Origin of the sequence: Micromonospora sp. NPDC048839 (genome assembly GCF_040649915.1) — a bacterium.
GTDB lineage: Bacteria > Actinomycetota > Actinomycetes > Mycobacteriales > Micromonosporaceae > Micromonospora.
This window is the reverse complement of the sequence record NZ_JBEZGL010000009.1, coordinates 249245-274742: the sequence shown is the minus strand read 5'-3', so window position 1 is coordinate 274742 and position 25498 is coordinate 249245. Positions and strand designations below refer to the sequence as shown.

Genomic DNA, 25498 nt, shown 5'->3' with positions numbered 1-25498 from the left:
TATAACCTCATGATCAACGGATCGAATCGGGCGAGGGTGGGGTGGGGTGTCCGGGTTGGGGGTTGGGTTTCGACGTTTCTGGTGAGCGGCGCCGGAGGCGGTGCCAGCGACACGAGGAGACACCCGTGAAGTACATGATTTTGCTGTACGGCTCCCAGCAGGACTACGACGTGTTGTCGGGGCGGGCTTCCGAGCGGCCCGCGATGTCGGCCGAGCAGATCGCGGCGATGCACCAGCACATGGAGACGTTCCACCAGGCGCTGGCCGAGTCCGGGGAGTTGGTGGACGCCCAGGGCCTGAGCGAGCCCGTGCACGCGCGCCGGGTGCAGGTACGCGAGGGCGCACCCGTGGTCACCGACGGCCCGTACCCGGAGACCCAGGAGGTCCTCGCCGGTTACACGATCGTGGAGTGCGCCAGCTTCGACCGGGCCACCGAGATCGCCGCCGGACTGGTCGACCCGGACGCCCCCGGCGGCTACGTGGACGTGCGGCCGGTGCTGGAGGGCATCGGGGACCTGGCCGGCTGACCGATGCCGCAGACACCCGTCGAGGACCTGCTGCGCGCGCTGGCGCCGCAGGTCCTCGGCGCGCTGGTACGTCGCTACGGGCACTTCGACACCGCTGAGGACGCCGTGCAGGAGGCGCTGATCGCCGCGGCCGACGGTTGGCCGCGCGACGGCGTACCGGACAATCCGCGCGGTTGGCTGATCACCGTCGCGTCCCGCCGGCTGACCGACCTGCTGCGCCGGGAGCAGGCCCGGGTGCGGCGGGAGGACACGGTGGCGCGGTGGGTGCTGCCCGAGCAGTGGTGCGCCCCCGCCGCCGACCATCCGCCCGCGGACGCCGACGACACGCTCATCCTGCTGTTCCTGTGCTGCCACCCGGCGCTGTCGCCGGCGTCGCAGATCGCGCTCACGCTGCGGGCGGTCGGCGGGTTGAGCACCGCCGAGGTGGCGCGCGCGTTCCTGGTGCCGGAGGCGACGATGACCCGGCGGATCAGTCGGGGCAAGCAGCGGATCCGCGACAGTGGGCTGCGGTTCGCGCCGCCGACGGGCCCGGAGCGCGCCGACCGGCTCGCCGCCGTGCTGCACGTGCTCTACCTGATCTTCACCGAGGGGTACGCCCGCACGGCCGGGCCCGGGTTGCTGCGCGCCGACCTGACCGCCGAGGCGATCCGGCTGACCCGTCTGGCGCACCGGCTGGTGCCCGAGGATCCCGAGGTGACCGGGCTGCTCGCGTTGATGCTGCTCACCGACGCCCGAGCGCCGGCCCGGATCGGCGCGCACGGCGAGCTGGTGCCGATGGCCGAGCAGGACCGCTCCCGGTGGCGGGCCGACCAGATCGCCGAGGGGGTCGGGTTGATCAGCGCGGCGCTGCCGCGCGGGGTCGTCGGGCCGTACCAGGTGCAGGCGGCCATCGCAGCCGTGCACGATGAGGCACCCAGCGCGGCAGCCACCGACTGGGCGCAGATCACCGCCCTGTACGAGGTGCTCCTCGGGATGTCCGACAATCCGGTGGTGGCGCTCAACCGCGCGGTGGCGGTGGCCATGAGTCGGGGCACGCCGGCCGGATTGGCGCTGCTCGCCGACCTGGCCGACGACGCGCGGCTGGCCGACGACCCGCGGCTGCCGGCCGCCCGCGCCCACCTGTGGGAGCTGCTGGGTGAGCGGGTCGCGGCGCGGGAGGCGTACCGGATGGCGGCGGCGCGCTCGACGAACCTGGCGCAGCAGCGCTACCTGAACGCCCGCGCGGACCGCCTCGCGGGCGACCCGCCGCCCGCCGGCTGAGCCGGCGGCGGACGGTCAGGGGCTCGCGGCCAGGAAGACGAAGGCGGCCAGCAACACCAGGTGTACGCCACCCTGCAGCACGTTGGCCCGGCCCGGCACGACGGTCAGCACCGCGGTCACCGCGGTCAGCGCGAGCAGGGCGAGCTGGGTGCCGCCGAGGCCGAGCAGCAGGGGGCCGTCCAGCCAGATCGAGGCGATGGCGATGGCCGGGATGGTCAGGCCGATGCTGGCCATCGCGGAGCCGAGGGCGAGGTTCAGGCTGATCTGTACGCGGTCGCGGCGGGCGGCGCGCGCGGCGGCGAGGGTCTCCGGCAGCAGTACCAGCAGGGCGATGATCACACCGACGAACGCGTGCGGCAGGTTCGCGGCCGCGACACCGGCCTCGATGGTCGGCGACACGGTCTTCGCGTCGCCCACCACCGCGATCAACGCCACCAGCAGCAGCCCCAGGCTGATCAGCGCCGCGCGGGTCGACGGCGGCTTGGCGTGCTCCTCGGCGTCGATCACCCGGCCCTGGCTGTCGACCGGCAGGAAGTAGTCGCGGTGCCGGCCGGTCTGGACGAGCACGAACAGCCCGTACAGGGCCAGCGACGCGACGGCGGCGAAGGTGAGTTGGGCCGGGCTGAACTCCGGGCCGGGGCGGGCTGTGGTGAAGGTCGGGATGACCAGACTCAGCGTGGCCAGGGTGATCACGGTGGCCAGCGCGCCACCGGTGCCCTCCGGGTTGAACACGGCGACGCGCCGGCGCAGCGCCCCGAGCAGCAGCGACAGGCCGAGGATGCCGTTGCAGGTGATCATGACGGCGGCGAAGACGGTGTCGCGGGCGAGCGACTGGGTCTTCTCCGGCCCGCTGATCATCAGAGTGACGATGAGGGCGACCTCGATCACGGTGACCGCGACGGCGAGCACCAGCGACCCGTACGGCTCCCCCACCCGGTGGGCGACCACCTCCGCGTGGTGCACGGCCGCCAGCACCGCGCCTCCCAGCAGCACCGCGACCACCACGATGATCGGAGCGGGCAGGTCCCGTCCCCAGGTGGCGAGCAGCACCAGCACGGCGAGCACGGGTACGGCGACGGTCCAGTCGGTCATCCGGGAGCGGAGCAGGGCGGCCATGCCGTACAGAGTGCCAGGCCACCTGATCATGTGCCCACCATCGACGCAGGCGGGTCACCAAATCCGTAACCTATGGGTTACGCTTCCGGCGTGGACGAGGTGGCCACCGCAATCGCGGACCCGGTGCGACGGCACATCCTGACCATGCTGCGCGCCGAACCCCTCTCCGCCGGCGACATCGCCCAACGGTTCGCGATCAGCCGACCCGCCATCAGCCGCCACCTACGGGTGCTGCGCGAGAGCGGGCTGGTCCGCGACGAGGTCGTCGGCCGACGCAGGATCTACCGCCTCGACCCCGGCCCACTCGCCCCGCTGGCCGACTGGCTCGCCGGGCTGGTCGGCGCCGACCGGTGGGAGCGACACCTCGACGCGCTGGAGACCGAGATCTATCGCACCCGCCGAGAGCGCCGCAGCAGCGGCCCGGCGGAGCATCGAAGGGAGCACACGGCATGACCCGTACGCCCACCGGACGCCTGTTTCGCACCGACACCGGCCACGACCTCGTCCTCACCCGGACCTTCCGCGCCCCGGCGGAGGACGTCTGGGCCAGTCTGACCGAGCCGGAGCGCACGGCCCGCTGGTACGGCCCGTGGGAGGGCGACGCCGCGCCCGGACGGACCGTCCGGCTCCAGATGGCCTTCGAGGAGGACCAGCCCTGGTCTGAGGTCCACATCGACGCGTGCGAGCCACAGCGACGCCTCGCCGTGTCGCTGATCGACAGCTACGGCACCTGGCGGCTGGAGCTGGCGCTGACCGAGACCGACGGCACCACCGAGCTGCGGTTCGTCCAGCACCTCACCAGCGTGGAGGGCATCGCCGAGGTCGGCGCCGGCTGGGAGTACTACCTGGACCTGCTCGTCGCCTCCCGGGAGGGCTCACCCCGGCCCGAGTTCGACGAGTACCACCCCGCCATGCAGCCCTACTACCAGGGGCTCGCCGGGCAGCTGGTGGACGAGGGCCGGCAGTGAGGGGCAGCAGGTCACCCGAGGTCGTGAGCGCGACGCGCACCGACCGCTGCGCCGAGTGCGGAGGGGCGCTGCCGACGAGCGGCGACTGCTGGACGCGACTGCACGAGCTGCTGGAGATCGAGACCCGTGTGCTGCCCACTCTCGACCCGCAGGCGGGAATGCGCGCGCACTTCTTCGCCGTGGCCACGTACCAGCTTCAGCATCCGTCCCGGCTCACCCGCGAGGCGCTCGACGGCCTACACGCCGCGGTCGACGCGATGACCGGCGCCTCTCCGCCTCCGATCGCGCACCTGCGCCGCGACACAGGCCGCTTCGCCGCCGGCTCGCGGAAGGTCACCCGGTCGGCGCCGCCCACCGATCGTTCGCACATCGACAGGCGCTGGCCGGTGTCATGGTCGGTCACCGCCCATGACGTGACGGAGGAAGCGGAGACGGAGTACCCCGACGCCGTCGGCCGCTGGGCGGTCGCGACGCTCGCCGACCTCCGTGTCGCGATGGCCGCCACGTCACGGTGAGCCGTCACCAGTCCGACAACGGATCCACCAGGCACGGCTACCCGGGGTCGAGCTCCCGCCGCAGCCTGGCGAACTCGGCGGTCAACGCGGGCAGGGGGAAGTGCGCGTTCAGGCCGCTGGGGTTGGGCAGCACCCACACCCGGGCCGGACCCAGCCGATCCGGCTGCGGACCCAGCCCGGCCTTCGGTCGGACAAAGGCGATCCGGTACGCGGTCACCCCGAGGATCGCCACGCACCGCGGCCGGTACCGCTCGGCCTTCACCGCCAACCCCGTCACCCCGGCCACCAGCTCCGCCGAGGTCAGCTCGTCGGCGCGGGCGGTGGCGCGGTTGCTCAGGCTGGTGATGCCCAGACCCTGGCGCAGCAACTCGTCGTGCTCCCACGGGTGCAACTCCCGGTCGGTGAAACCGCCACCGTGCAGGGCCGGCCAGAACCGGCTGCCCCGGCGGGCGAAGGGCAGCCCCACGGCGGCGGAGTAGAGACCCGGGTTGAAGCCACAGAACAGCACCCGCAGGCCGGGGCCGATCACGTCGGCCAGGCCCCGGCCGGCCGCCGCCGCCACCTCCTGCGGGGTCGGCCGCCGAAACGGCCCGGCCCGCTGCGCGTCCACCCCACCGATCCTGCCGTACGCGCGGGCACCGGACGCGGCGCACGCCGATGATCACAACGTGGCACCCTCAACGGATGGATTCAGCCGACCACCTCGCCGCCAGCCGCCACGCCCGGATGCGTTGGAACACGCCGCTGGCACCGGAGCACGCGGCGTTGCTGCTGCAACGACTCGACGTCCGCCCCGGCGCGCGCGTCCTCGATCTCGGCTGCGGTTGGGGTGAGCTGCTGCTGCGCGCGGTCACCGCCGGCGGCGTGTCCGGTCCGGTCGCGACGCGTGGCGTCGGCGTCGACACCGACGGCGACGCCCTGGAACGGGGACGGCGACTGGCCGCGGACCGGTCGCTGAACCGGCACGTCACCTTCGTCGAGGGTGAGGCGGCGGCCTGGCAGGAGCCGGCCGACCGGGTGCTCTGCATCGGATCGGCGCACGCCTTCGGCGGCACCCTGCCCGCGCTCGACGCCCTCACCACCGTGGTCCGACCCGGTGGCCGACTCCTGCTCGGTGACGCGTACTGGGAGCGCCCTCCGACACCGGAGGTCGAGGAGATCTTCGGCTCGGACGTGGTGACCCTCCCGGGGCTGGTCGAGGCCGCCCGGGAACGCGGCTGGCGGGTGCTGCACCTGAGCACCGCCGACCAACGGGAGTGGGACGACTTCGAGTCCACCTGGCTCGCGGGCCGCCAGGAATGGCTGCTGACGTACCCGGAGGATCCCCGCGCGGCCGACGTCCGCACGCAGCTCGACGACAGGTTGCGCGAGTACGTCGACGGCTACCGGGGCATCCTCGGGCTCGCCTACCTCGTCCTCGGTCGCTGACGGACCGTGTTGCCGCCACTGGCTACGCTGCCGGTGGTGAACGCCAACCCTCGCGTCGCCCTGCCCGGGCGGATCCTCGTCGTCTACGCGGGCGCCGTGCTGGTGTGGCTGGCGCTCGGGGCTCTGCTCGACCGCGAGTACGACCGTCCGACCCATGCCGCCGGGGCGGTCCTCACGACGGCGCTGGTCGTACCCCTGGTCGTGGTTGCCCGCCGCCGGCTCGACCGACGCCCCTGGGCCGGTCTCGGCCTGCCCTCGCTGCGGTCCGGTTGGCGGCGCCTGCTGCTCGGGATGGCCTGCTGGCTGGTGCCCGCCGCCCTCGGGTTCGCGCTCTGCCTCGGTCTCGGCTGGGTCGAGATCAGCGTCCGGACGTCCGTCGGGGACGCGCTGCGGGTGGCGGCGCTGTTGCCCGTGCTCGTCCTGCTGAAAGAGGCGCTGCCGGAGGAACTCGTCTTCCGTGGCTACCTGCAGCACAACCTCGCCACCCGGTGGCCGGCCGGGCCGGCGGTGATCGGGCAGGCGGTGTTGTTCACCCTGTTCGGGTTCCTCACCGGGGCCGCCCGGTCCGTCGACCGGATCGCGCTGTTCCTCGTCTTCGCTCTCCTGCTGGGCGCCTTCCGTGCCGCCACCGGCGACATCTGGGCGAGCATCGGCTTCCACGTCGCCTTCCAGACGGTCGCCCAACTGTTCGGTGACGTCGGAGCGGTCTTTGACGTCACCGGTTCGGCCGTCCTGGGAGTCGTGGCCATGGGCGCGATCCCGTTCTCGGTCGGCTGGCTGGTCGTCCGTCGTCACTACCGCGACCGACTGGACTGGCGGGCGGTCGCACCGGACCCGGTGCGCTGAGGGCGCGAGCGTCGGCGTTTCGCCCACCGGCGCGACCGTCCTGGGGAAGAGTGGCAGGCGAGAGCTGTCGTCGACGACCCAGCGGTGGCACGGCGTCGCCCCGCCCGCGGAGGTTTCAGATGAGCGACATGTCCCCCGCCATGCAGGCGCGCAACGTCGTGCTGGTCCACGGCGCGTACGCCGACGGCTCCTCCTGGTCCGACGTCATCCCTCTGCTCCAGCGCGCCGGGCTGACCGTCACCGCGGTGCAGAATCCGCTGACGTCCCTGGCCGACGACGTCGCCGCCACCAACCGTGCCCTCGACCGCCAGGACGGGCCGACGGTGCTGGTGGGCCACTCCTGGGCCGGCACGGTCATCAGCGACGCCGGTGACCATCCCCGGGTCAGCGCCCTGGTGTACGTGGCGGCCCGCGCGCCGGACGCCGGCGAGGACTTCACCGCGCTCGCGGCGACGTACCCCACGCCGCCGGCGAACGCCGGTCTCGTGCACCACGACGGGTACGCCCAGCTCAGCGAGAGTGCCTTTCTGACCGACTTCGCCGGCGGGGTGGAGGAGGCCCGCGCCCGCGCCCTCTACGCGGTGCAGGGGCCGATCGCCGGGGACCTGTTCCAGGGCCGCACGACGACGGCCGCCTGGCGGAACCGACCCTGCTACTACTCGATCTCCACGCAGGACCGCACGACCGCGCCGGAGCTGGAACGGTTCCTGGCCGACCGGATGGACGCAACGACGATCGAGGTCGAATCGTCGCATCTTGCCATGGTCACCCACCCGGAGACGATCGCCGACCTCATCCTCATGGCGACCCGGGGCACTCGCGGTGGCGCGTCGGACGAGCGGGGTTAACCACCCGACGCGCACCGGGGTCGACGGGGCAAACCGGCAGCGTCGCGCCCTGATCGGCGCGAAGTTCTCGTCTTGGCGGGTGGGCCTGCCGCCGGCCACGCGTCGTGTCGCGCTGCCCGCGCCGCCCGCGGAGCCGGACCTCTGGGCCGGAGCACGTGGGCTTGACGAGGGCCAGACATCGGAGGTTTACTGCGTCAGCGATGCCAGTCGATACAATTGATCGTCCACAGTGTCGGTCGAGTCGGCCGACTGGCGCAGCGCTCCGTCCCCCATTCACCCCACCACCCCCGCACCACCTCAGCCGAGCATCGGCGGCCCGGCTTCCGCACCACCGCCACTGCGGCCCCGGCCTGCCCCCGTGCACAGCCTGAGGTCGACGCTCAGCAGAGGAGCAAGACCATGCGTTCCCGTCCCCGTTTGTTGGCTCTCATCACCGGCCTGGCCGTGCTGGTGGCCGGCCTGATAACCCTGCCCACGCAGGCCTCGGCCGCACCGCTGACCAAGGTCCTGGTGTTCAGCAAGACCGCCGGCTTCCGCCACTCGGCCATCCCCAACGGCATCGCCGCGATCCAGCAGCTCGGCTCCGCCAACGGCTTCAGCGTGACCGCGACCGAGGATGCCGGCCAGTTCACCACCTCCAACCTGGCCCAGTACCAGGCGGTGGTCTTCATGTCGACGACCGGTGACGTCCTCAACTCCAGCCAGCAGACGGCGTTCGAGTCGTACATCGCCGGTGGTGGCGGGTACGTCGGCGTGCACGCCGCCGCCGACACCGAGTACAGCTGGCCGTGGTACGGCGCGCTGGTCGGGGCGTACTTCGACTCGCACCCGGCGATCCAGACGGCGACCGTGAAGATCGAGGACCGCACCAACCCGTCGACCGCGCACCTGCCGAGCACCTGGTCGCGCTCCGACGAGTGGTACAACTACCGCACCAACCCCCGGTCCACCGTGCGGGTCCTCGCCAGCCTCGACGAGTCGTCGTACAGCGGCGGCAACATGAACGGCGACCACCCGATCACCTGGTGCAAGACGGTCGGCAGCGGACGGGCGTGGTACACGGGCCTCGGGCACACCGAGGCGTCGTACACCGACCCGAACTTCACCCGGATGCTGCTCGGCGGCCTGCAGGTCGCCGCGGGTTCCGTGAGCGCCAACTGCTCGCCGGGGACGTCGCCGACCACCCCGCCGCCGACCACCGCCCCGCCGACCACCGCGCCGCCGACCACGGCCCCGCCGACGACGGCCCCGCCGACCACCCCGCCGCCCGCGGCCGTCGGTTCCACCCTGCGGGCCCGCGCCAACAACCAGTACGTCAGCGCGCCCAACGCCACCACCCCGCTGATCGCCAACAAGACCTCCGTCGGGACCAGCGAGCGGTTCGAACTGGTCAACCTCGCCAACGGCAACGTCGCGCTGCGCGCCAAGAGCAACGGTCAGTTCGTCGCGGCGGAGAACGCCGGAGCCTCCGCGCTGATCGCCAACCGGGGCAGCGCCGGCGCCTGGGAGACGTTCCAGCTCGTCCGCAACTCCGACGGCACGGTGAGCCTGCGGGCCACGGTGAACAACCGTTACGTCGCGGCTGACAACGGTGGTGGTTCTCCGCTGATCGCCAACCGGACCTCCATCGGTCAGTGGGAGAAGTTCGACCTCGTCACCACCAACTGATCGCGTCTCGACGCGCTCTTCACCACCCCCACCTGGCCGTGGTGCGCCCCCGCACGCCCCGGCCCTGGTCGTCGAGAAAGGACGATCATGCTTTCGAACCCCCGGCGCTGGTCCCGGGCACTCATCGCGGCGGTCACCACCGTCGCGAGCGTGACCCTGGCCGTGGCCGCTCCCTCCACCGCGCAGGCGGTGGTCATCCCCGCCTCCGATTACCAGCAGGTCAAACTCGCCACCGGCTCCGCCGAGCTGGGTGAGGCCATGTCCCTGGCCGTGCTGCCCAACCGTTCGGTGCTGCACACCGCCCGCAACGGTGTCCTGCGGGTCACCGACGTGAACGGCAACACCAAGACCTCCGGCACCCTGTCGGTCTACACGCACGACGAGGAGGGGTTGCAGGGCGTCGCCGTCGACCCCAACTTCGCCACCAACCGGTGGATCTACCTGTACTACTCGCCCACGTTGAGCACCCCGTCCGGGGATGCCCCGACCACCGGCTCGCAGTCGGACTGGGACCGGTGGAAGGGGCACCTGCGGCTGTCCCGGTTCACCCTCAACAGCGACGACACGCTCAACCTGAGCACCGAGAAGATCGTGCTCCAGGTCGCCAACGACCGTGGGCAGTGCTGCCACGTCGGCGGTGACCTGGACTTCGACGCCGCCGGCAACCTGTACCTGACCACCGGCGACGACACCAACCCGTTCGAGTCGTCCGGCTACGCGCCCCTCGACGAGCGGACCAACCGCAACCCGCAGTTCGACGCCCAGCGCTCGGCGGGCAACACCAACGACCTGCGGGGCAAGGTGCTGCGGATCAAGCCGCAGGCGGACGGCACGTACACCGTCCCGTCGGGCAACCTGTTCGCCCCCGGCACGGCGAACACCCGCCCGGAGATCTACGCGATGGGTCTGCGTAACCCGTTCCGGATGAGCGTCGACAAGGCCACCGGCGTCGTCTACCTGGGCGACTACGGCCCCGACTCCGGGTCCACGAACTCCAGCCGCGGCCCCTCCGGTCAGGTCGAGTTCAACCGCATCGCGGCACCGGGCAACTTCGGTTGGCCGTACTGCACCGGCAGCAACAGCAGCACCGAAACGTACAACGAATACACCTTCCCGTCCGGGCCGTCGCAGTCCAAGTACAACTGCACGGGCGGGCCGACCAACAACTCGTTCCGCAACACAGGGCTCGGCACGCTGCCCGCGGCGAAGCCGGCCTGGATCAAGTACGCCGGCGACTCCGGTTCCCCGTCGGAGTTCGGCAGCGGATCGGAGTCGCCGATGGGCGGCCCGGTCTACCGGTACGACGCCTCGCTCAACTCCAGCATCAAGTTCCCGTCGTCGCTCAACGGCCAGTTCTTCGCCGGCGAGTACGGGCGGCGTTGGATCAAGCCCATCGCGATCAACTCCGACGGCTCGCGCGGGGAGATCTCCACCTTCCCGTGGAGCGGCACGCAGGTCATGGACATGGCCTTCGGCCCGGACGGCGCGCTCTACGTCCTGGACTACGGCACCGGCTCGAACAACCAGGCGCTCTTCCGGATCGAGTACATCGGTGGTGGCAACCGCAACCCGATCGCGGTGGCCGCGGCCAACCCCACCTCGGGATCGAACCCGTTGACCGTCAACTTCTCGTCGGCCGGCTCGTCCGACCCGGAGGGTGGGTCGCTGAGCTACCTGTGGACGTTCGGTGACGGCACCACGTCGACGGCGGCCAACCCGACGAAGACGTACACCACCAACGGCACCTACTCCCCCACCCTGAAGGTCACCGACCCGACCGGCCTGTCCGGCACGGCGAGCCTGGTCATCACCGTGGGGAACACCGCGCCGACGGTGACGCTCACCTCGCCCGCCGACGGACAGCTGTTCACCTTCGGTGACACCGTGCCGTACCAGATCTCGGTGAGCGACCCGCAGGACGGCACGATCGACTGCTCGAAGGTGAGCCTGACCTACGCGCTGGGCCACGACAGCCACGCACACCAGATCACCTCGAAGACCGGTTGCAGCGGCTCCATCACCGTCCCGACGGACGGGGAGCACGACTCCGCGGCCAACATCTACGGAGTCTTCGACGCCGCCTACACCGACAACGGTGGGCTCACCACGCACAGCATCAAGACCCTGCAGCCGAAGCACCGTCAGGGTGAGCACTTCAGCGCCCAGTCCGGCGTCCAGGCGACCGACCACACCAACGCCGAGGGTGGTCGCACCGCCGGGTTCATCGAGAACAACGACTGGATCTCGTACCAGCCGTACAACCTGTCCAACGCCAACCGCATCACCGTGCGGGCGTCGTCGGCCGGCGCCGGTGGCACCATCGAGGTCCGGGCCGGGTCGGCCACCGGCACCCTGCTGGGCACCGTCACGGTGCCGGTGACCGGTAACTGGGAGACCTTCGTCGAGTCGTCCGGCACGATCAGCAACCCGCCGAGCGCGTCGACCACCCTGTACCTGGTGTTCAAGGGCGGGTCCGGCTACCTTTTCGACGTCGACGCGTTCACCTTCACCACCGGCACCACCACCCCCAGCGGAGGGATCACGCTGCGGGCGCAGGTCAACAACCAGTACGTGTCGGCCGTCGGCACCAACCCGCTGATCGCCAACAAGGCAAGCGTCTCGACGACCGAGCAGTTCGACCGGGTGGACGCCGGCAACGGCAACATCGCCCTGCGCTCGCGCGCCAACGGGTTGTACGTCTGCGCTGACAACGCGGGCGCGAGTCCCTTGGTCGCGAGCCGTACGACGGTCGGGCCGTGGGAGACCTTCACGATCATCAACAACTCGGACGGCACGGTCGGCCTGCGGGCTCTGGCCAACAACCAGATCGTGGCCGCCGAGAACGCCGGGGCGGGCGCGTTGATCGCCAACCGTACGTCGGTCGGGTCGTGGGAGAGGTTCATCCTGACCAGCTAGCCGGCGGTGCCCGGCCTGGTCGGCGGCCGGGACCGCCGAACGGCGGGAGTCCGGGGCGGACGGTGAAAACCGTCCGCCCCGGTTCTTTGTGCCACGCGCCCCGGGCTACGAGAGGTAGGTCGAGCGGCTGCTGGGTGGGCCTTCGCCTCGGGGGCGCGACCGGCGCAGCGGACCGGTGCCCACGGTGGCTTGACAAACCCCCCGGTCCGGACTGGACGATGCACCGTGCGGATTCTCGTGGTGGGTGGCAGTGGCCTGATCGGCGCTCATGTCGTGGACGTGCTGCGCGAGCGCGGGCATGCCACCACCACCGTGGCGCGGACCGCCCAGCCGGGGGTCGATCACCGGCTCGATGTCGGGTCCGCCTCGATCGAGGACCTGCGGCCGATGCTCGCCGGTCACGACGGTGTCGTGTACGCCACCCGCACCGACGAGCAGCGGCCGCTGCGCAAGCCGATCTACCCGGAGTTCCGCCGCGACAACGTCGAACCGGTGGTACGCCTGTGCACCGCCGCTCGCCAGGAGGGTCTCACCCGCGCGGTCGTGATGGGCTCGTACTACACCTATTTCGACCGGCTGCATCCGCAGTGGCGGCTCGCCCAACGGCACACCTACATCCGGTGCCGTGTCGAGCAGGCCCGGGAGGGACGGGCGGCCGCCGGCCCGGCTCTGCCGGTCGCCGTTCTCGAACTGCCCTTCGTCTTCGGTCGGGCCGGTGACCGGCTGCCGAACTGGGCCGGGCCGCTGGACCGGTGGGCGCGGTCGCGTACCCCGCTGGTCGTGCCGACCGGCGGAAGCGCCGCGGTCGCGGTGCGCAGCGTCGCCCAGGTCGCGGCGGACGCCTTGGAGCAGGCCAGCGGCGCGGACATTCCCGTCGCCGACGAGAACCTGACCTGGGACGACATGATCGGGCGCATCGCCGAGGCGGTCGGCCGACGCCGCCGGGTGAGCCGACTGCCGGCCGGCGCGGCGAAGGCCGCGTTCCGACTCGGCGGCACCTTGCAGGGCCTCGGGGGCAAGGAGTCGGGCATCAACGTGACCCACCTCGCGGACCTTCTGCTCGCCGAGCTGTTCGTCGAGCCGACGACCGGCCGGTCGCTGGACCCCGCGCTGCGCGAGACCTTCCCCGTCTAGGGCTGTCTCGCCGGGCCGAGCGCCTAGCTCTCGGAAGCCGGTGGTCGCGCCAGGTACGCGGTCTTGACGTCCGGCGCGAACCCGCAGGCGCGGTAGAAGGCGTGCGTCGCCGGGGTACGCGACCCCGTCATCAGCATCGCCTTGTAGCAGCCCGCGTCCCAGGCGGCCTGGAGGGTGCCGGCCATGATCTGCCGGCCGAGCCCGGTGCCGCGCCGCGACTCCTCGACGACCACGTTCTCGATGACGGCGTACGGCGACGCCGACCGGCTGAGGTTGGGGATCAGGTTGAGGTACGTCGTGGCGACGACGACCCCGTCCAGTTCGAGAACGAACAGACGCAACCCCGGTGTGTCCACGATCTGCTGGAAGACCTGCTCGTCGGATCCGTCGTCGAGCACCGGGTCGTCCGGGTTCAGTTGCCGGTAGAGGCGGATGATCTGCGCGAAGTCATCAGGCCGCGCCGCACGGAACATACCCTGAGCGTAACCAGGAAGCCGGAAGCCGCCACCGCGCGGGCACGCGCCGTGCCGCTAACGGTCGACGCGTCGGACACCGCGGTAGACCGCCGTGATGACCACGAAGAGCGTGCCCACGAGCACGATGGTGATGGCGGCGTTGACCACCACGGGCAGGTCCCGGACCAGGTACTGCTTCACGTAGTTGCAGCCGAGGATGACGCACAGGTAGACCCACCAGGGCGCCCATTTGCTCCTCTGTTCTTCGTTCCCGCTCACGTACTGCCCTCTCTCGATGTGGCTGTCGGGACCTCGACCCGTCGACGACGGCCGTGGCTCCGCGGCCGGCGATGCGACACTGCGTCCACTCTGGCCCCGAAATACGGCCGTGCCATCGACACCGGGAACGAGAGGGACCTCATCAGTTGGTACTACGACCGCCCAGCTCAGCGAGTGATTTCCTCGTCAATGGCGGCGGGGTCTGGGCCTGTGGCAGGGTGTGGCGGTGCAGAACGTCGATATCCGCGCCGCCACTCCGACTGATCTCGCGTTCCTGGTCGACATGCTGGTGGAGGCGGTGAACTGGCTGCCCGAGCGCGACTGGTCTCGCGAACGGATCCTGGCCGACCCCGCGCTGGCGCACTACGTCACCGGGTGGATGCGGCCGGACGACTTCGGGGTGGTCGCGGTGGAGCCGGCCGGTCAGCCGGTCGGCGCGGCCTGGCTGCGGCACCTGACCGCCGCGGACCCGGGATACGGGTACGTGAGCGACGACGTGCCGGAGCTGACCATCGGCGTGGTGCAGTCGTGGCGGGGTCGAGGGGTGGGCCGGATGCTGCTGCGCGCTGCCCGGGAGGCCGCACGCGCACGCGGCATCCCTCGGGTGTCACTGAGTGTGGAGCGTGCGAACTTCGCCGCGAAGCTCTACGCCGCCGAAGGGTTCCGCACGATCGAGTCGTTCGAGAACGCGGACACGATGGTCACCGACATTCGCGCCTGACCCTCGCGGCGCTGGCCTTCAACCGAGCTGTTCGGCCAGGCCGACGATGATGCCCTCCGGGCCGCGGACGTAGCAGAGCCGGTAGGTGTTCTCGTACTGCGCCAGCTCACCGACGAGTTCGGCCCCGTGCGGACGCAGGCGGGCGATGACGTCCTCGACGTCGTCGACGGCGAACATGATCCGACGAATGCCCAGCGTGTTCGCGGGCGCGTCCGTCGACTCGGCCCGGACCGCCGCCGGCGTGTGGAACATCGCCAGTTCGACCTTGCCGTGGCCGTCCGGGGTCCGCAGCATCGCGACCTCCTGCCGAACGTCGTCGAGCCCGATCACCCGCTCCACCCAGCGCCCCTCGACCGGACCCCTGCCCTCCAACTCCATGCCGAGTTCGACGAAGAACGCGATGACCGCGTCGAGGTCGTCGACAACGATGAGGATGTTGTCCATCCGCTGGATCGCCATGCCGGGCCTGCCTCTCCTCGGTGCGGTCATGGTGGCCGCTCACCACTGGGACGGAACCGACCGGCCGTTCTCGACGTCCTGTCCTGTCCGTTGGCGCAGCACAACAAGATGGACATGGCGGCGGCGATACCAACGAGCAGGCCGTGCGCGACGGACGGGTTGGACCGACAATACCGGCGCGGCCCGGTCGGGCAGGGAACAATGGATCCCGCTGCCGCTGCCGCGCGGCTGTTCGACGCACACCCGGTGGGTCCGCGCCGATCGCTGTGGGAGGAGGACGCGATGCAGGCCATCCAGAAGATCCGCCACCGACAGGCCGACGTCGACGGCCTGTCGGTGTTCTACCGCGAGGCCGGCCGGACCGGGCAGCCGGTCGTACTGCTGCTGCACGGATTTCCGAGCTCGTCGCACACCTTCCGCGAGGTCATGCCCACGCTGGCCGACGTCGCGCACGTGATCGCACCCGATCTCCCGGGCTTCGGCATGTCCTCGTCGCCCACCGTCGACGAGTACGACTACACCTTCGAGAATCTCTCCCGGACGATCGATAACCTGCTCGACCAGCTCGACGTCGAGCGCTTCTTCGTCTACCTGCACGACTTCGGCGCACCGGTGGGATACCACCTGGCCACCCGCGCCCCGGATCGCATCCGCGGCCTCATCGTGCAGAGCGGCAACGCGCACTCCGACGGTCTCGGCGAGCAGTGGGACGACGCCAAGGCGTACTGGGCCGACCCGACCGACCAGCGGCGCGCCGCGCTGCCGGACTGGTTGACCTTCGAGGGGACCCGTGACCAGTACCTCGCCGGGCTACCCGGGGACGTGCGTGCGTGGCAACCTCCCGAGTCGTGGCACCTCGACTGGGAGCGCATGCGACGACCCGGCAACATCGACGCCCAGTTCGCGCTGTTCACCGACTACGCCAACCATGTCGCCCGCTTCGCTGAGCTGGCCGACTACCACAGAGCCCACCAGCCGCCGGCGCTCGTGCTCTGGGGACGGCACGACCCGTTCTTCGGCGTCGAGGAGGTCCTCGCCTACCACCGTGCTCTCGATCGGATGGAGGCGCACATCTACGACGGCGGGCACTTCCTGTTGGAGACACACGCGGCCGATTGCGCCGACCTCATCCGGACGTTCGTGCTCGACAACGCCTGAGCCGGCGCGTGGTGCGGCGGGGTCATCGACGTCGACCGGATGCTCACGGTCGGACCGAGCGCGTACCGCGGGTGTCCGGAACGCCAGGTCATGGCGCGGCCGTGGAGCCCTGGTCATGGCACCGGTGTGCTGAGCCAACTCTCGATGCGTGGCATCGCGCCGCCGAGCGTCTTGGTGATGTGGTGTGCGCCGGTGAGCTGGGCGGCGGAGTGGGTGGTGGTCAGTGCGATCACGGTCATCCGCGCCGCGCGAGCTGCTTCGATTCCCGCCGGTGCGTCCTCGATGACCAGGCAACGCTCCGGCGGGGTTCGCAGAAGGTCGGCCGCGCGGAGGTAGCCTTCCGGGTCTGGTTTTCCGAGGGCGACCTGCGTGCTGTCCACAAGGACCGGGGGGTCAGGTAGACCACCTGCTCGCAGTCGTTGCCGCACGGTAGGGGCTCGGCCCGAGGTCACCACACCCCACCGCCGGTCCCGGATGGCCGTCAGCACGCCCGGGGCGTCGGGGTACACCGGGAAGGCGTCACCTTCGTCAGCCATGAAGTCGCGTACCACCTGGTATTCGGCTTCGGTGTCGAGGTTTGGAGCGACGACTGCGATGGTGTCGATCGGGCGGCGGCCGTGGGTGTGACTCCAGACGGTCTCCGGGTCCAGGCTGTGGTGCAGCGCCCAGCGGTCCCAGATCCGGCGATACGTGGCGTAGGAGTCGACCAGAACGCCGTCGACGTCGAACAACACGGCAGCGCCGCGGTCGGCGTCTGCGCTGACGCGAGCGAGGGAGGTCATGGGTACGAAGTCCCGTCTGCCGCCTGCATCGCGCGGCCCATCTGCTCGATGACGTCGACGGTCTGCGCCGTGAGTTCGTGGATGAGCCGGCCTGCTGGCCGGACGTCCCTGACGAGCTCGACCGATTGGCCGGCGTAGAGGGCCATGTCCGCCAGGGCGCCGGTCATGCCGGGTAGGGGCATCAGATCCTCGTACCGGTAATGGGCCTGGCCGGCGGCGTCGACGGCCACGACGTCGCCCTCGCCCGGGCGCCCCGGCGCTGGGGGTGAACCGGTCAGCTCCCACCGTCGCAGGGTCGGATTCCGCAGTGCGCGGTGCGCGGCGTCGGGCCATCCGCCGTCGAAGCAGTGGGTGTGGACGGCGTCCTCGGCGGTGGCAGCGAGGAGGTGCTGCCGATACAGCTGGTGGGTGAAAGCTTCGGTGGTCGCCAGGAAACGCGTACCCATCCATGCGCCCTGTGCGCCCAGGGCCAGGACGGCGGCGAGGCCGCGGCCGTCGCTGATTCCGCCGGCGGCCATGACCGGAATCGGGTGCACCGCGTCGACGACGGCTGGCACCAGAACCATGGTGGCGGTCGTACCGCGAACATGACCGCCGGCCTCCCAGCCCTGCGCCACGATGACGTCGACGCCGCAGCCGGCGGCGTGCACAGCCTCCCGCACACTGCCGACGGTGTGCATGTGCAGCGCACCGGCAGCACGGATCCGGTGGCTGACGGGTTCTGGATCACCCCAGAAGGTGGAGATGACCGGCACAGCCTCGTCCAGGCACACCGCCAGCGTGTCGATGACGGGAAAGTCCAGCACCAGATTCACCCCGAACGGCCGCGCCGTCCGCTGCCGAACATTGCGGATGCCGAGGCGCGCGCGTTCGGGACTCTGCCAGGTCGACGCCAGCATGCCGAGCCCACCGGCTTCGGCCACCGCCGCAGCCAGTTCGGGCGCCGCCGCGGAACCTATCGGCGCCTGCACCACCGGCACGTCGATACCCAACCGCTCACACAAAGCGGTACGCAACCTTGACGTCATGTGTGCCCGACCCCCTGCGCTTCGGAAACCGAATCACTGGCGAGGAGGTAGCGTATCGGAAAAAGAAGCACCAGGAGAAGTGGGACGAGCCAATGGCAGTGCCGAGGCCGGGAACCCCGGTTCGCGGGTCGAACACCGGGCGCCCCTTGATGGCGGCACTCGACCTCTTCGGACGTCGATGGAGCCTGCGCATCGTCTGGGAGTTGCAGCGCGGCGCACTCGGCTTCCGCGCGCTGCAGCACCACTGCGACAACATGTCGTCAAGCGTCCTGCGGCAGCGGCTGACCGAGCTGATCGAGGCCCGCCTCGTCACGCAGGAACCGGACGCCGCCTATGCCCTCACCCAGCTCGGACAGGGCGCCTACCGAGCCCTGCGTCCGCTCGTGCGCTGGTCGGACGACTGGGCCGGCGCCCTCGCCGACGGCGACCCGGCCACCGAGGAGCAAACCCCGACATGACCGGAAGCAACGACAACGACGTGACGATCGTCGACGCCTGCACTCGCCGCCGGGAAGGTGGCAGCCCAACCGCCGTGCTGATCGACGACAGCACGCTCAACGACAGCAGTCGGCGCGCGATCGTCCGGCGCGCCGGCACCTCGCACGCGGCGTTCGTCGACGCCGACGCGGAAACCACGCCCACGGTACGGTTCTTCACCGCACACGGTGAGCTCACCAACTGCGGGCACGGGACAATCGCCGCCCAGGCGTTCCTGCTGCACCGTCGCCGGGTCCAGGAACATCGCGTACGTCAGCGGACCGGTGGCCGCACCTTCGACACCACCGCGATCCAGCGCGACGACGGCATCGAGGTCTGGTTCGACCAGGGCACGGTGGAGCTTCAGGGCGGCACAGCCGCAGGACTCGACAGCATCCTCGGCGCCCTGGGCATCACACCGTACGACATGGCCGCCGACGACGCCCCGTGCGTCGCCTCACCGGGAACGCCACGCCTGCTGGTACCGGTCAGAACGCTGCCGACCCTGCTCGCGATGCGCCCTGACCTGCGTCGACTCGCCGCCGAATGCCGTCGTCTCGGCTATCTCGGCTGCTTCGTCTACCTGCTCTCCCCAACCCGCAGGGCGGCGTCCGCGCGCATGTTCGCGCCGGCGATCGGAGTCGGCGAGGACGTCGTCAACGCCAACAGCACCGGATGCCTCGCCGCGCATCTGTTCGCGAGCCACGGCCACCGCAGCATCGACGTCGAGCAAGGGCACACCGCAGGTCGCCCCTCGTCGGTCTTCGCCACCGCAACCGCCACCACGGAAGGCATTTCCGTCCGGGTCGGCGGAATGGCCACCATCCGATCCGGAAGGGTGGACCATCGATTGAGTCCGATGAGTTTCGGGTGACGGCGAGAAGCCTCCACCACCCGTCGTCGCCTGTGCCACATCCGCGTACAGGGGACCAGAGACGTAGCCGGCGAGGAAGGTCGTGCTGGTCTGCTTCCAGTTCGGCTCGCAACGCCGTGATGAGTTCCCGCAGATCGGGATTCAAGGGAGGCGTTGTGTTGACGCCTCCACCAGTCAGGGTCCGCGACCCGCCGTCGTACAGGAGGCGCGGCTATCCACACTTTCGTCGGTCGCTCTTGCCTGAGCCATGCCCGCACGGAAGGGTTCCGGGAGTGATCCCCCCAGAACTCGGCGCGTTGTCGCCGACGGAGCAGCGACTGTGGGACGCCTTTCCGCGTGGCACGCGGGTAGTGCTGACCGGTGACACTCCTCGCACGGTACGCGCCACGGTGATCCGGTCTCTGCTCCTCGGCGCTCGTGAAGCCGAACCAGGCCACCGCGCGGCGCTGCACCTGTGTGGCGCCGACGTCGTTGGCTGCCTCGATCTCGCCCAAGCCGAGATCGAGCCTGCGGTCGACCTCATCGGCTGCACATTCGATGCGGTGCCGTTGCTGTCATTCGCGCGCCTCCGCGGCGTGTCCTTCGAGGGCAGCACACTGCCGGGTCTCGACGCGTTCGCGGCGACTGTCCAGGGCACCCTCAGCTTCGTGAAATGCACCTTCACCGGCGCGCTCGTCGTCTACGGCCTGCACGTCAGCGGTGACCTGGACCTCGACTGGGCTCGACTGGCCGCCGACCGGCGTCCGGAGGAACTCTTCGGCGACCGGACGGCCGCAGTGTTCGGCGACGCGGTCCACGTGGGCCGGCATCTCTATCTGCAGGGCACGGCCGCCACCGGCAATGTTGAACTGGCCGGCATGCGCGTCGGGGGCACGATGCACGGCCACCAAGGGCTGCGGGTCGACGGCGAACTTCGGCTGCGCCGTGCCGAGGTGTCGGGAGAAATCAACCTGACCGACGCGGTCCTGTTGAACCCCGGTGGCGTGGCCCTCGGCGCGTGGGGCCTGCGGGCCGGGCAGTTGTCCCTGCTGCCTGAGCGCATCGACGGCGCGGTAGACCTACGGCACGCCCGAGTCGACGTGCTCCGCGACGATCCGGACCGCTGGCCAGCCCAGCTACTGCTGGACGGCGCCACGTACACCGCGCTGGAACCGGTCGGCACCACTGGAGAACGGCTGAACTGGCTGGACCGGGATCCGGCCGGATACCGGCCGCAGCCGTACGAACACCTGGCCAGGTTCCTTCGGCAGATCGGGCACGAGGCCGACGCGCGCACCGTACTGCTGGTCAGGCAGCGACGCCGCCGGCGGCAACTGTCCCCGGCAGGCGCGGCGTGGGGCCTGCTGCAGGACGGATTGGTCGGATACGGCTACCGCCCGACGTGGGCGGCGCTGTGGCTGCTGGTGCTCACCGCGCTCGGTACCACCATTTTCAGCCTGAACCCGCCGGCGAGTGGGGCAGGCGGCACGGCTTTCAACCCACTCGTCTACACCCTGGACCTGCTGATCCCAATCGTCAACTTCGGGCAGGAACGCGCGTTCGGCATCGGCGGGCGGGCGCAATGGCTGGCGTACGTCCTGACGGCGATGGGCTGGATCCTGTTCACCGCAGTGGCCGGAGCCCTGACGCGTACCTTCAACCGCTCGTAGACGAACCGCGTGACAGTCTGCGCCTGTGGGAGGCAGACCATGGACGACTGCCCGGCAGGACCGCCGGCATGTTGACTCCTGCCGGGCGTCCTGCCTGTCTACCGGCAGCGGACGTTGCTTGACTCAGCGGCATGACATCACTTCGGAAAGTGATCACCCGTACGGTGGTCGTCGGGGCACTGATCGGCGCGACGTCGCTCACCGGTCCCACCTCCGTGTACGCGGAGCCCGGCCAGCCGGCGGCCGCCGGGGCCGCCACGTCCCTCCTGGACATCATCCCGGCACAGACCCTGGACGAGATGGTCGCTCAGGCCCCCCTCGTCGACGCGGCCAATGTCATCCGCACCGCTGTGGAACGCGGGCCGGCACGCGGCTATGCGGGCATCGGCCTGGTCGGCGACCACGTCACCGTGTGGTGGAAGGGCGCGCCGCCCGCCGACATCGCCGCAGCCGTCACCGCCGCCCGCCGCACCGCACCGGTCGAGGTGGTCAACGCCAGCTACTCCCGCGCCGACCTGCGCAAGGCGGCCGCCAGACTCACCCCGGTGGTGGAGGGCGACCCGACGGACGCCAGCCACTCGGTCCGGCTGCGCACCGACGGCACCGGCATCGAGATCGCCGTTGACCACACCCCGGGCGCCAAGCTGCCGAAGCTGCCGGCCACCGGCGTCCGGACCAGCATCGTCGAACGCGACCGGATGGTCGAACGGTCCCGGGCCAACGACGCCGCGCCGTTCGACGGCGGGGCCGGCATCGGGTTCACCACACCCGGGTGCACCGCGGGCTTCGGCGTACGCAACGCGGACACCAACGCCGGTTACATCCTCACCGCCGAACACTGCGGAGCCATCGGCTCACCCTGGCACGTCGGCTGGAACACCACCACCGGCGCCGGCACCCTGGTCGGCTACGCGGTCGACAGCAACGACAACCACGACACGATGATCATTTCGACGTCGACGCCCGGCAACCACCTCTACGTCGGCGGCCAGCAGGACGAGGTCCGCGCCCAGGTGGTCGGTTGGACCGAGGTCTTCCCCGGCCAGCTGCTGTGCCAGTCCGGCTACACCTCCGCGGGTGCGATCGGCGGTCCGGTCTGCAACCTGCGGGTCGACTTCCACTACGACGACATCGAGGACCTCGTCGAGGCCACCCAACTCGACGGCCAGGAGGCCGCGCGGGGCGGCGACAGTGGCGGCCCGGTCTACGCCGTCAACGCCAACGGCAGCGTGCTCGCCGCCGGCACCACCACCCGATCGGCCGGTCGGGGCTTCGGCTTCCAGGACTTCGCCACCGCTCGTGACGACTACGGCAACATCGTGCCGGCGACACCGATCGCCAGCACGTGCCGGGTCTCCTTCGTCGTCACCAACTCGTGGGGCACCGGCTACAGCGCCAGCGTCACCGTCTACAACGACGGCCCGGCCACCAACGGCTGGTCGCTCGGCTTCGCCTTCCCGAATGGACAGCTCGTCCAGGGCCACTGGAACGGCAACTTCCAGCAGACCGGCGCGGCGGTGACCGTCACCAACGAGAACCACAACGCCAGCATCCCGACCGGCGGCGCCGTCAACTTCGGCTTCACCGCGAACGGCTCCCCCGCCACCCCGGTGCCGTTCACCCTCAACGGCACCACCTGCAACTGACCCCTGTCCGCGCACACCGGGCCCCGCCGCATCGTCGGCGGGGCCCGGTCCGTGTCCGGGATCAGGACTCGGCCAGTTCCCGTCGCAGGGTGGCGCGCAGGGTCCGCACCTCCGGGGCGTCCAGTTCGCCGCACCGGTCGAGTGCGCGCTGGCGCAGCAGGCGGGCGTCGGCGGCCCGGCCCGGCGCCGAGCCGGCCAGCGCCGCGAGCGCGGACAGGGTCTGCGCCTCCCACCACGGACAGCACAGCGCGGCATACAGGGCCAGCGCCGCCCGCAGCGCCACGGCCGCCGCGTCGACCTCGCCCAACGCCTGAAGCGCGAGCCCGTAGCGATGGATGGCGATGGCCTCGCTGAACGTCGCGCCGCACCTGTTGAACACCCGCCGGGCGCGGGCGTACTCGTCGGCGGCGCTGCGCCAACGGCCCATTCCGGCCAGATCCGCGCCCAGACTCATCATCGCGCCGGCCCGGGCCACCGCCGCGCCGGTAGGGCTGAGACCGTTGCCCTGGACGTAGAACGCCAACACGTCGCGGTGCAACTCGGCCGCCTCGGCGAACCGGCCGAGCGCGGCCAGCGCTCCGCCCAGCGCGCTCGCCGCGCTGTGCTCGCCGAGGGCGTACCCGATCTCGCGGAACAGGCCCACGGCCCGGCGGCAGTGGTCGACGGCCCACCCGCCGCGGCCGATCCGAATGAAGATCGCGGCGGTGTAGGTCAGCGCCCACGCCTCCTCCCGCCGGTCCCCGATCCGCCGGGCCAGTTCCAGCGCCCGGGACAGGGCGTCCAGCCCGTCGGTGTTGCGGTCCCGACAGAAGTACCGGGCCCAGCCCAGGAAGTTCAGCAGGACGGCCTCGTCGCGGGGGCTGCCGGCGGCCCGGGCCGCGGCCACTCCCAGCGAGAAGATCTCATCCCAGGAGTGCCGGTGGCTGTTGGCGTCCGAGTACCAGTGCAGAGCCCTGGTGACCGCGACCACGTCGGCGTGCCGACCGCGCCGGGCCGCGTCGCGCAACGCCGCCAGCCAGTTGCCGGACTCCCGATCCAACCAGTACGCCGCCGCTCGATCGTCGTCGAACGGGGACTCGGCCCGACAGGCGACCGGTTCGAACATCAAGCCCGCCTGCCGGGTACGCCGCAGCAGCCAGCCGACCATCTGATCGTGCGCAGACGTCCGGCAGGCCTGTGGTTCCTCGGCGTCGAGGCGTTCCTGGGCGTAGAGCCGGACCAGGTCGTGGAACTGGTACCGGTCCCCCATGCTCAGGAGAACACCGGCCTCGACCAACTCCTCCAGCGCCGCCGCCGCGGTCTCCTCGTCGGTGCCGGTCACGGCGGCGACCAGCGCGGGTTCGAAGTCGGTGCCGGGAATCAGCGAGGCCCGCCGGAACACCCGCGCGGCCATCGGGTCCAGTTGCCGGTAGGAGACCTCGAACGCGGATCGGACCCCGAGGTCTCCAGCGGTCAGCACGGTCAGCCGTCGACGCTGGTCGTGGAGCAGGTCCACCAGCCAACCGACCGACCATTGTGGTCGGCTGGCGAGGCGGTTGCCGGCGATCCGGACGGCCAGCGGCAGCCGGCCGCAGAGTTTGACGACCTGGTCGGCCGCGGCCGGCTCGGCGGCGATCCGGTCGGCACCGACGATCGCCGCGAGCAACAGTCGACCGGCTGCCGGGGCGAGCAGGTCGAGCGGCAGGCGGACCGCACCGGCAAGACCCGTCAGTGGACGCCGGCAGGTGACCAGCGCGAGGCATCCCCGCCCGGCCGGCAGCAGCGGGCGTACCTGCGCCTCGCTCGCGGCGTTGTCCAGGACCACCAGCAGCTGCCGGTCCCGGGTGAGGGTGCGGAACAGTCCACCCCGCTCGGCCGGCGACACCGGCACCCGGCTGTCCGGCACCCCGAGCGACCGCAGCAGTCCGGCCAGCGCCTCGGCCGGGTCGACCGGGCCGTCCGGCGAGGCGCCCTGCAGGTCGACGAAGAGCTGTCCGCCGGCGAAGGCCGGGCTGAGTCGATGTCCAGCGGCGACGGCGAGGCTGGTCTTGCCGATCCCCGGCGGCCCGTGCAGCACCACCACCGAGGCGGTGTCCGGCCGCTCCGCGCTGACGTCGGCGGCCAACGCCGAAAGCCGTTCCAGGATCTCGGCCCGGCCGGCCAGGTCCGGAACGGCGGCGGGCAGTTCCCCGGGTACGACCACCGCCGGCCGGTCGTGCGGCACCGGCGAGCGATCGTGCGGCACCTCCGCGCGGTCGCCCGGCACCGCGACGCGATCGTCCGGCACCACCGCTCGGTCGTCCGGCACCGCCGCTCGGTCGTGGGGCTGCCGCTCGACCCGGGCCAGGGCGACGAAACGGTCGCGGTCCGCCCCGGCCAGCCGCAGGGCATCGGCGAGCAGCACCACCGTCCGTCGTTGCGGGCTGCGCACCCGGCCGCGCTCCATCTCCCGGATGCCGCGGACACTGGAACCGGCCGCCTCGGCAAGCTCCTCCTGGGTCAGCCGCCGCTCCAAGCGGAGGGTTTTGAGGAGGCCCCCGAACTGGTCACGTCGCACCTGACTCTTGGGCATGATCCCCCAACCACCCAACGCCCACAGTTACGTAACGTGCGTTGATGCTTGCACGTGCGTGACGAGTTACCGACCACTGTGCACAGAGTGTGAGTATCGCCATGACTAATCCTCGACAAGTCACCGGAATCCAGGGTGCGATCGGCCGGCGGCCTGTCCGGCGACCTCAGGTGCGGGTCAGGGCCAGTGCGGT

25 protein-coding genes are annotated in these 25498 nt (G+C 71.0%); 17 read left to right on the top strand and 8 right to left on the bottom strand.

What is annotated here, in order from left to right:
* Window positions 1-134 precede the first annotated feature (134 nt).
* Both AB0C25_RS19610 and AB0C25_RS19605 read left to right on the top strand, forming a co-directional pair.
* Entirely contained in the window at window positions 135-527 is a 393-nt protein-coding gene (locus AB0C25_RS19610) for a YciI family protein (RefSeq protein ID WP_357375051.1), read from the top strand.
* Between the two features lie 3 nt (window positions 528-530).
* Window positions 531-1787, top strand: coding sequence for a DUF6596 domain-containing protein (locus tag AB0C25_RS19605; RefSeq protein ID WP_357374995.1), 1257 nt, complete (start codon window positions 531-533; stop codon window positions 1785-1787).
* A 15-nt stretch (window positions 1788-1802) separates the two neighbouring features.
* On the opposite strand, the gene AB0C25_RS19600 is transcribed toward AB0C25_RS19605, so the two are convergent.
* Window positions 1803-2903, bottom strand: a complete 1101-nt coding sequence (locus tag AB0C25_RS19600; RefSeq protein ID WP_357375049.1) for an ionic transporter y4hA — start codon at window positions 2901-2903, stop codon at window positions 1803-1805.
* 90 nt (window positions 2904-2993) lie between these two features.
* Here AB0C25_RS19600 and AB0C25_RS19595 point away from each other — a divergent pair, with 90 nt between their 5' ends.
* Genes AB0C25_RS19595 through AB0C25_RS19585 form a run of 3 tightly spaced genes read left to right on the top strand, consistent with a single transcriptional unit; the run spans window position 2994 to window position 4386 of the window.
* Window positions 2994-3356, top strand: coding sequence for a metalloregulator ArsR/SmtB family transcription factor (locus tag AB0C25_RS19595; protein WP_357374993.1), 363 nt, complete (start codon window positions 2994-2996; stop codon window positions 3354-3356).
* Window positions 3353-3871, top strand: coding sequence for an SRPBCC family protein (locus tag AB0C25_RS19590; RefSeq protein ID WP_357374991.1), 519 nt, complete (start codon window positions 3353-3355; stop codon window positions 3869-3871). Before AB0C25_RS19595 ends, AB0C25_RS19590 begins: the two co-directional genes overlap by 4 nt.
* Before the next feature lie 23 nt (window positions 3872-3894).
* Window positions 3895-4386, top strand: a complete 492-nt coding sequence (locus AB0C25_RS19585) for a DUF5946 family protein (RefSeq protein WP_357374989.1) — start codon at window positions 3895-3897, stop codon at window positions 4384-4386.
* A 37-nt stretch (window positions 4387-4423) separates the two neighbouring features.
* Here the strand turns inward: AB0C25_RS19585 and mug are convergent, their stop codons facing one another.
* Window positions 4424-4996: a G/U mismatch-specific DNA glycosylase gene (mug, locus tag AB0C25_RS19580; protein ID WP_357374987.1), complete on the bottom strand. Its 573-nt coding sequence runs from the start codon at window positions 4994-4996 to the stop codon at window positions 4424-4426.
* A gap of 74 nt (window positions 4997-5070) precedes the next feature.
* On the opposite strand from mug, the gene AB0C25_RS19575 reads away from it, so the two are divergent.
* From AB0C25_RS19575 to AB0C25_RS19550, 6 genes are all read left to right on the top strand, one after another.
* Window positions 5071-5814 carry a methyltransferase domain-containing protein gene (locus AB0C25_RS19575; protein ID WP_357374985.1) on the top strand — a complete coding sequence of 248 codons (744 nt, stop codon included), beginning with the start codon at window positions 5071-5073 and terminating at the stop codon, window positions 5812-5814.
* Between the two features lie 36 nt (window positions 5815-5850).
* Window positions 5851-6660 carry a CPBP family intramembrane glutamic endopeptidase gene (locus tag AB0C25_RS19570; RefSeq protein WP_357374983.1) on the top strand — a complete coding sequence of 270 codons (810 nt, stop codon included), beginning with the start codon at window positions 5851-5853 and terminating at the stop codon, window positions 6658-6660.
* 119 nt (window positions 6661-6779) lie between these two features.
* A complete protein-coding gene (locus tag AB0C25_RS19565; RefSeq protein ID WP_357374981.1) occupies window positions 6780-7508 on the top strand; it encodes an alpha/beta hydrolase in 729 nt (242 codons plus the stop codon).
* A 399-nt stretch (window positions 7509-7907) separates the two neighbouring features.
* A complete protein-coding gene (locus AB0C25_RS19560; protein WP_357374979.1) occupies window positions 7908-9176 on the top strand; it encodes a ThuA domain-containing protein in 1269 nt (422 codons plus the stop codon).
* Window positions 9177-9263: 87 nt separating this feature from the next.
* The gene (locus AB0C25_RS19555) at window positions 9264-12092 is read left to right on the top strand and encodes a PQQ-dependent sugar dehydrogenase (protein WP_357374977.1); all 2829 of its coding nucleotides are present in this window, start codon (window positions 9264-9266) and stop codon (window positions 12090-12092) included.
* A 225-nt stretch (window positions 12093-12317) separates the two neighbouring features.
* Complete coding sequence (locus AB0C25_RS19550) at window positions 12318-13226, top strand: NAD-dependent epimerase/dehydratase family protein (RefSeq protein ID WP_357374974.1); 909 nt, start codon at window positions 12318-12320, stop codon at window positions 13224-13226.
* Window positions 13227-13249: 23 nt separating this feature from the next.
* Here the strand turns inward: AB0C25_RS19550 and AB0C25_RS19545 are convergent, their stop codons facing one another.
* The gene (locus AB0C25_RS19545) at window positions 13250-13699 is read right to left on the bottom strand and encodes a GNAT family N-acetyltransferase (protein ID WP_357374972.1); all 450 of its coding nucleotides are present in this window, start codon (window positions 13697-13699) and stop codon (window positions 13250-13252) included.
* Between the two features lie 57 nt (window positions 13700-13756).
* On the bottom strand, window positions 13757-13960 hold the full coding sequence (locus tag AB0C25_RS19540) for a hypothetical protein (protein ID WP_357374969.1): 204 nt from the start codon (window positions 13958-13960) through the stop codon (window positions 13757-13759).
* 226 nt (window positions 13961-14186) lie between these two features.
* Here AB0C25_RS19540 and AB0C25_RS19535 point away from each other — a divergent pair, with 226 nt between their 5' ends.
* Window positions 14187-14681: a GNAT family N-acetyltransferase gene (locus tag AB0C25_RS19535; RefSeq protein ID WP_357374967.1), complete on the top strand. Its 495-nt coding sequence runs from the start codon at window positions 14187-14189 to the stop codon at window positions 14679-14681.
* An 18-nt stretch (window positions 14682-14699) separates the two neighbouring features.
* Here AB0C25_RS19535 and AB0C25_RS19530 read toward each other — a convergent pair whose 3' ends face one another.
* Entirely contained in the window at window positions 14700-15140 is a 441-nt protein-coding gene (locus tag AB0C25_RS19530; RefSeq protein ID WP_357374965.1) for a VOC family protein, read from the bottom strand.
* A 201-nt stretch (window positions 15141-15341) separates the two neighbouring features.
* Here AB0C25_RS19530 and AB0C25_RS19525 point away from each other — a divergent pair, with 201 nt between their 5' ends.
* Window positions 15342-16298: an alpha/beta hydrolase gene (locus AB0C25_RS19525; RefSeq protein ID WP_357374963.1), complete on the top strand. Its 957-nt coding sequence runs from the start codon at window positions 15342-15344 to the stop codon at window positions 16296-16298.
* Window positions 16299-16411: 113 nt separating this feature from the next.
* Here AB0C25_RS19525 and AB0C25_RS19520 read toward each other — a convergent pair whose 3' ends face one another.
* Together AB0C25_RS19520 and AB0C25_RS19515 are read right to left on the bottom strand one after the other, a co-directional pair.
* Complete coding sequence (locus AB0C25_RS19520; protein WP_357374961.1) at window positions 16412-17080, bottom strand: HAD-IA family hydrolase; 669 nt, start codon at window positions 17078-17080, stop codon at window positions 16412-16414.
* Complete coding sequence (locus AB0C25_RS19515) at window positions 17077-18108, bottom strand: nitronate monooxygenase (RefSeq protein WP_357374959.1); 1032 nt, start codon at window positions 18106-18108, stop codon at window positions 17077-17079. The genes AB0C25_RS19520 and AB0C25_RS19515 overlap by 4 nt, the downstream gene beginning before the upstream one ends.
* A gap of 149 nt (window positions 18109-18257) precedes the next feature.
* Between AB0C25_RS19515 and AB0C25_RS19510 the strand changes: the two genes are divergently transcribed.
* The 4 genes from AB0C25_RS19510 (at window position 18258) to AB0C25_RS19495 (ending at window position 22754) form a co-directional block, all read left to right on the top strand.
* Entirely contained in the window at window positions 18258-18566 is a 309-nt protein-coding gene (locus AB0C25_RS19510; protein ID WP_357374957.1) for a helix-turn-helix domain-containing protein, read from the top strand.
* Complete coding sequence (locus AB0C25_RS19505; protein ID WP_357374955.1) at window positions 18563-19459, top strand: PhzF family phenazine biosynthesis protein; 897 nt, start codon at window positions 18563-18565, stop codon at window positions 19457-19459. The genes AB0C25_RS19510 and AB0C25_RS19505 overlap by 4 nt, the downstream gene beginning before the upstream one ends.
* A gap of 272 nt (window positions 19460-19731) precedes the next feature.
* Complete coding sequence (locus tag AB0C25_RS19500; RefSeq protein ID WP_357374953.1) at window positions 19732-21108, top strand: hypothetical protein; 1377 nt, start codon at window positions 19732-19734, stop codon at window positions 21106-21108.
* 131 nt (window positions 21109-21239) lie between these two features.
* Complete coding sequence (locus tag AB0C25_RS19495; RefSeq protein ID WP_357374951.1) at window positions 21240-22754, top strand: cellulose binding domain-containing protein; 1515 nt, start codon at window positions 21240-21242, stop codon at window positions 22752-22754.
* A gap of 61 nt (window positions 22755-22815) precedes the next feature.
* On the opposite strand, the gene AB0C25_RS19490 is transcribed toward AB0C25_RS19495, so the two are convergent.
* Window positions 22816-25305, bottom strand: coding sequence for a helix-turn-helix domain-containing protein (locus AB0C25_RS19490; protein ID WP_357374949.1), 2490 nt, complete (start codon window positions 25303-25305; stop codon window positions 22816-22818).
* Between the last annotated feature and the right edge of the window lie 193 nt (window positions 25306-25498).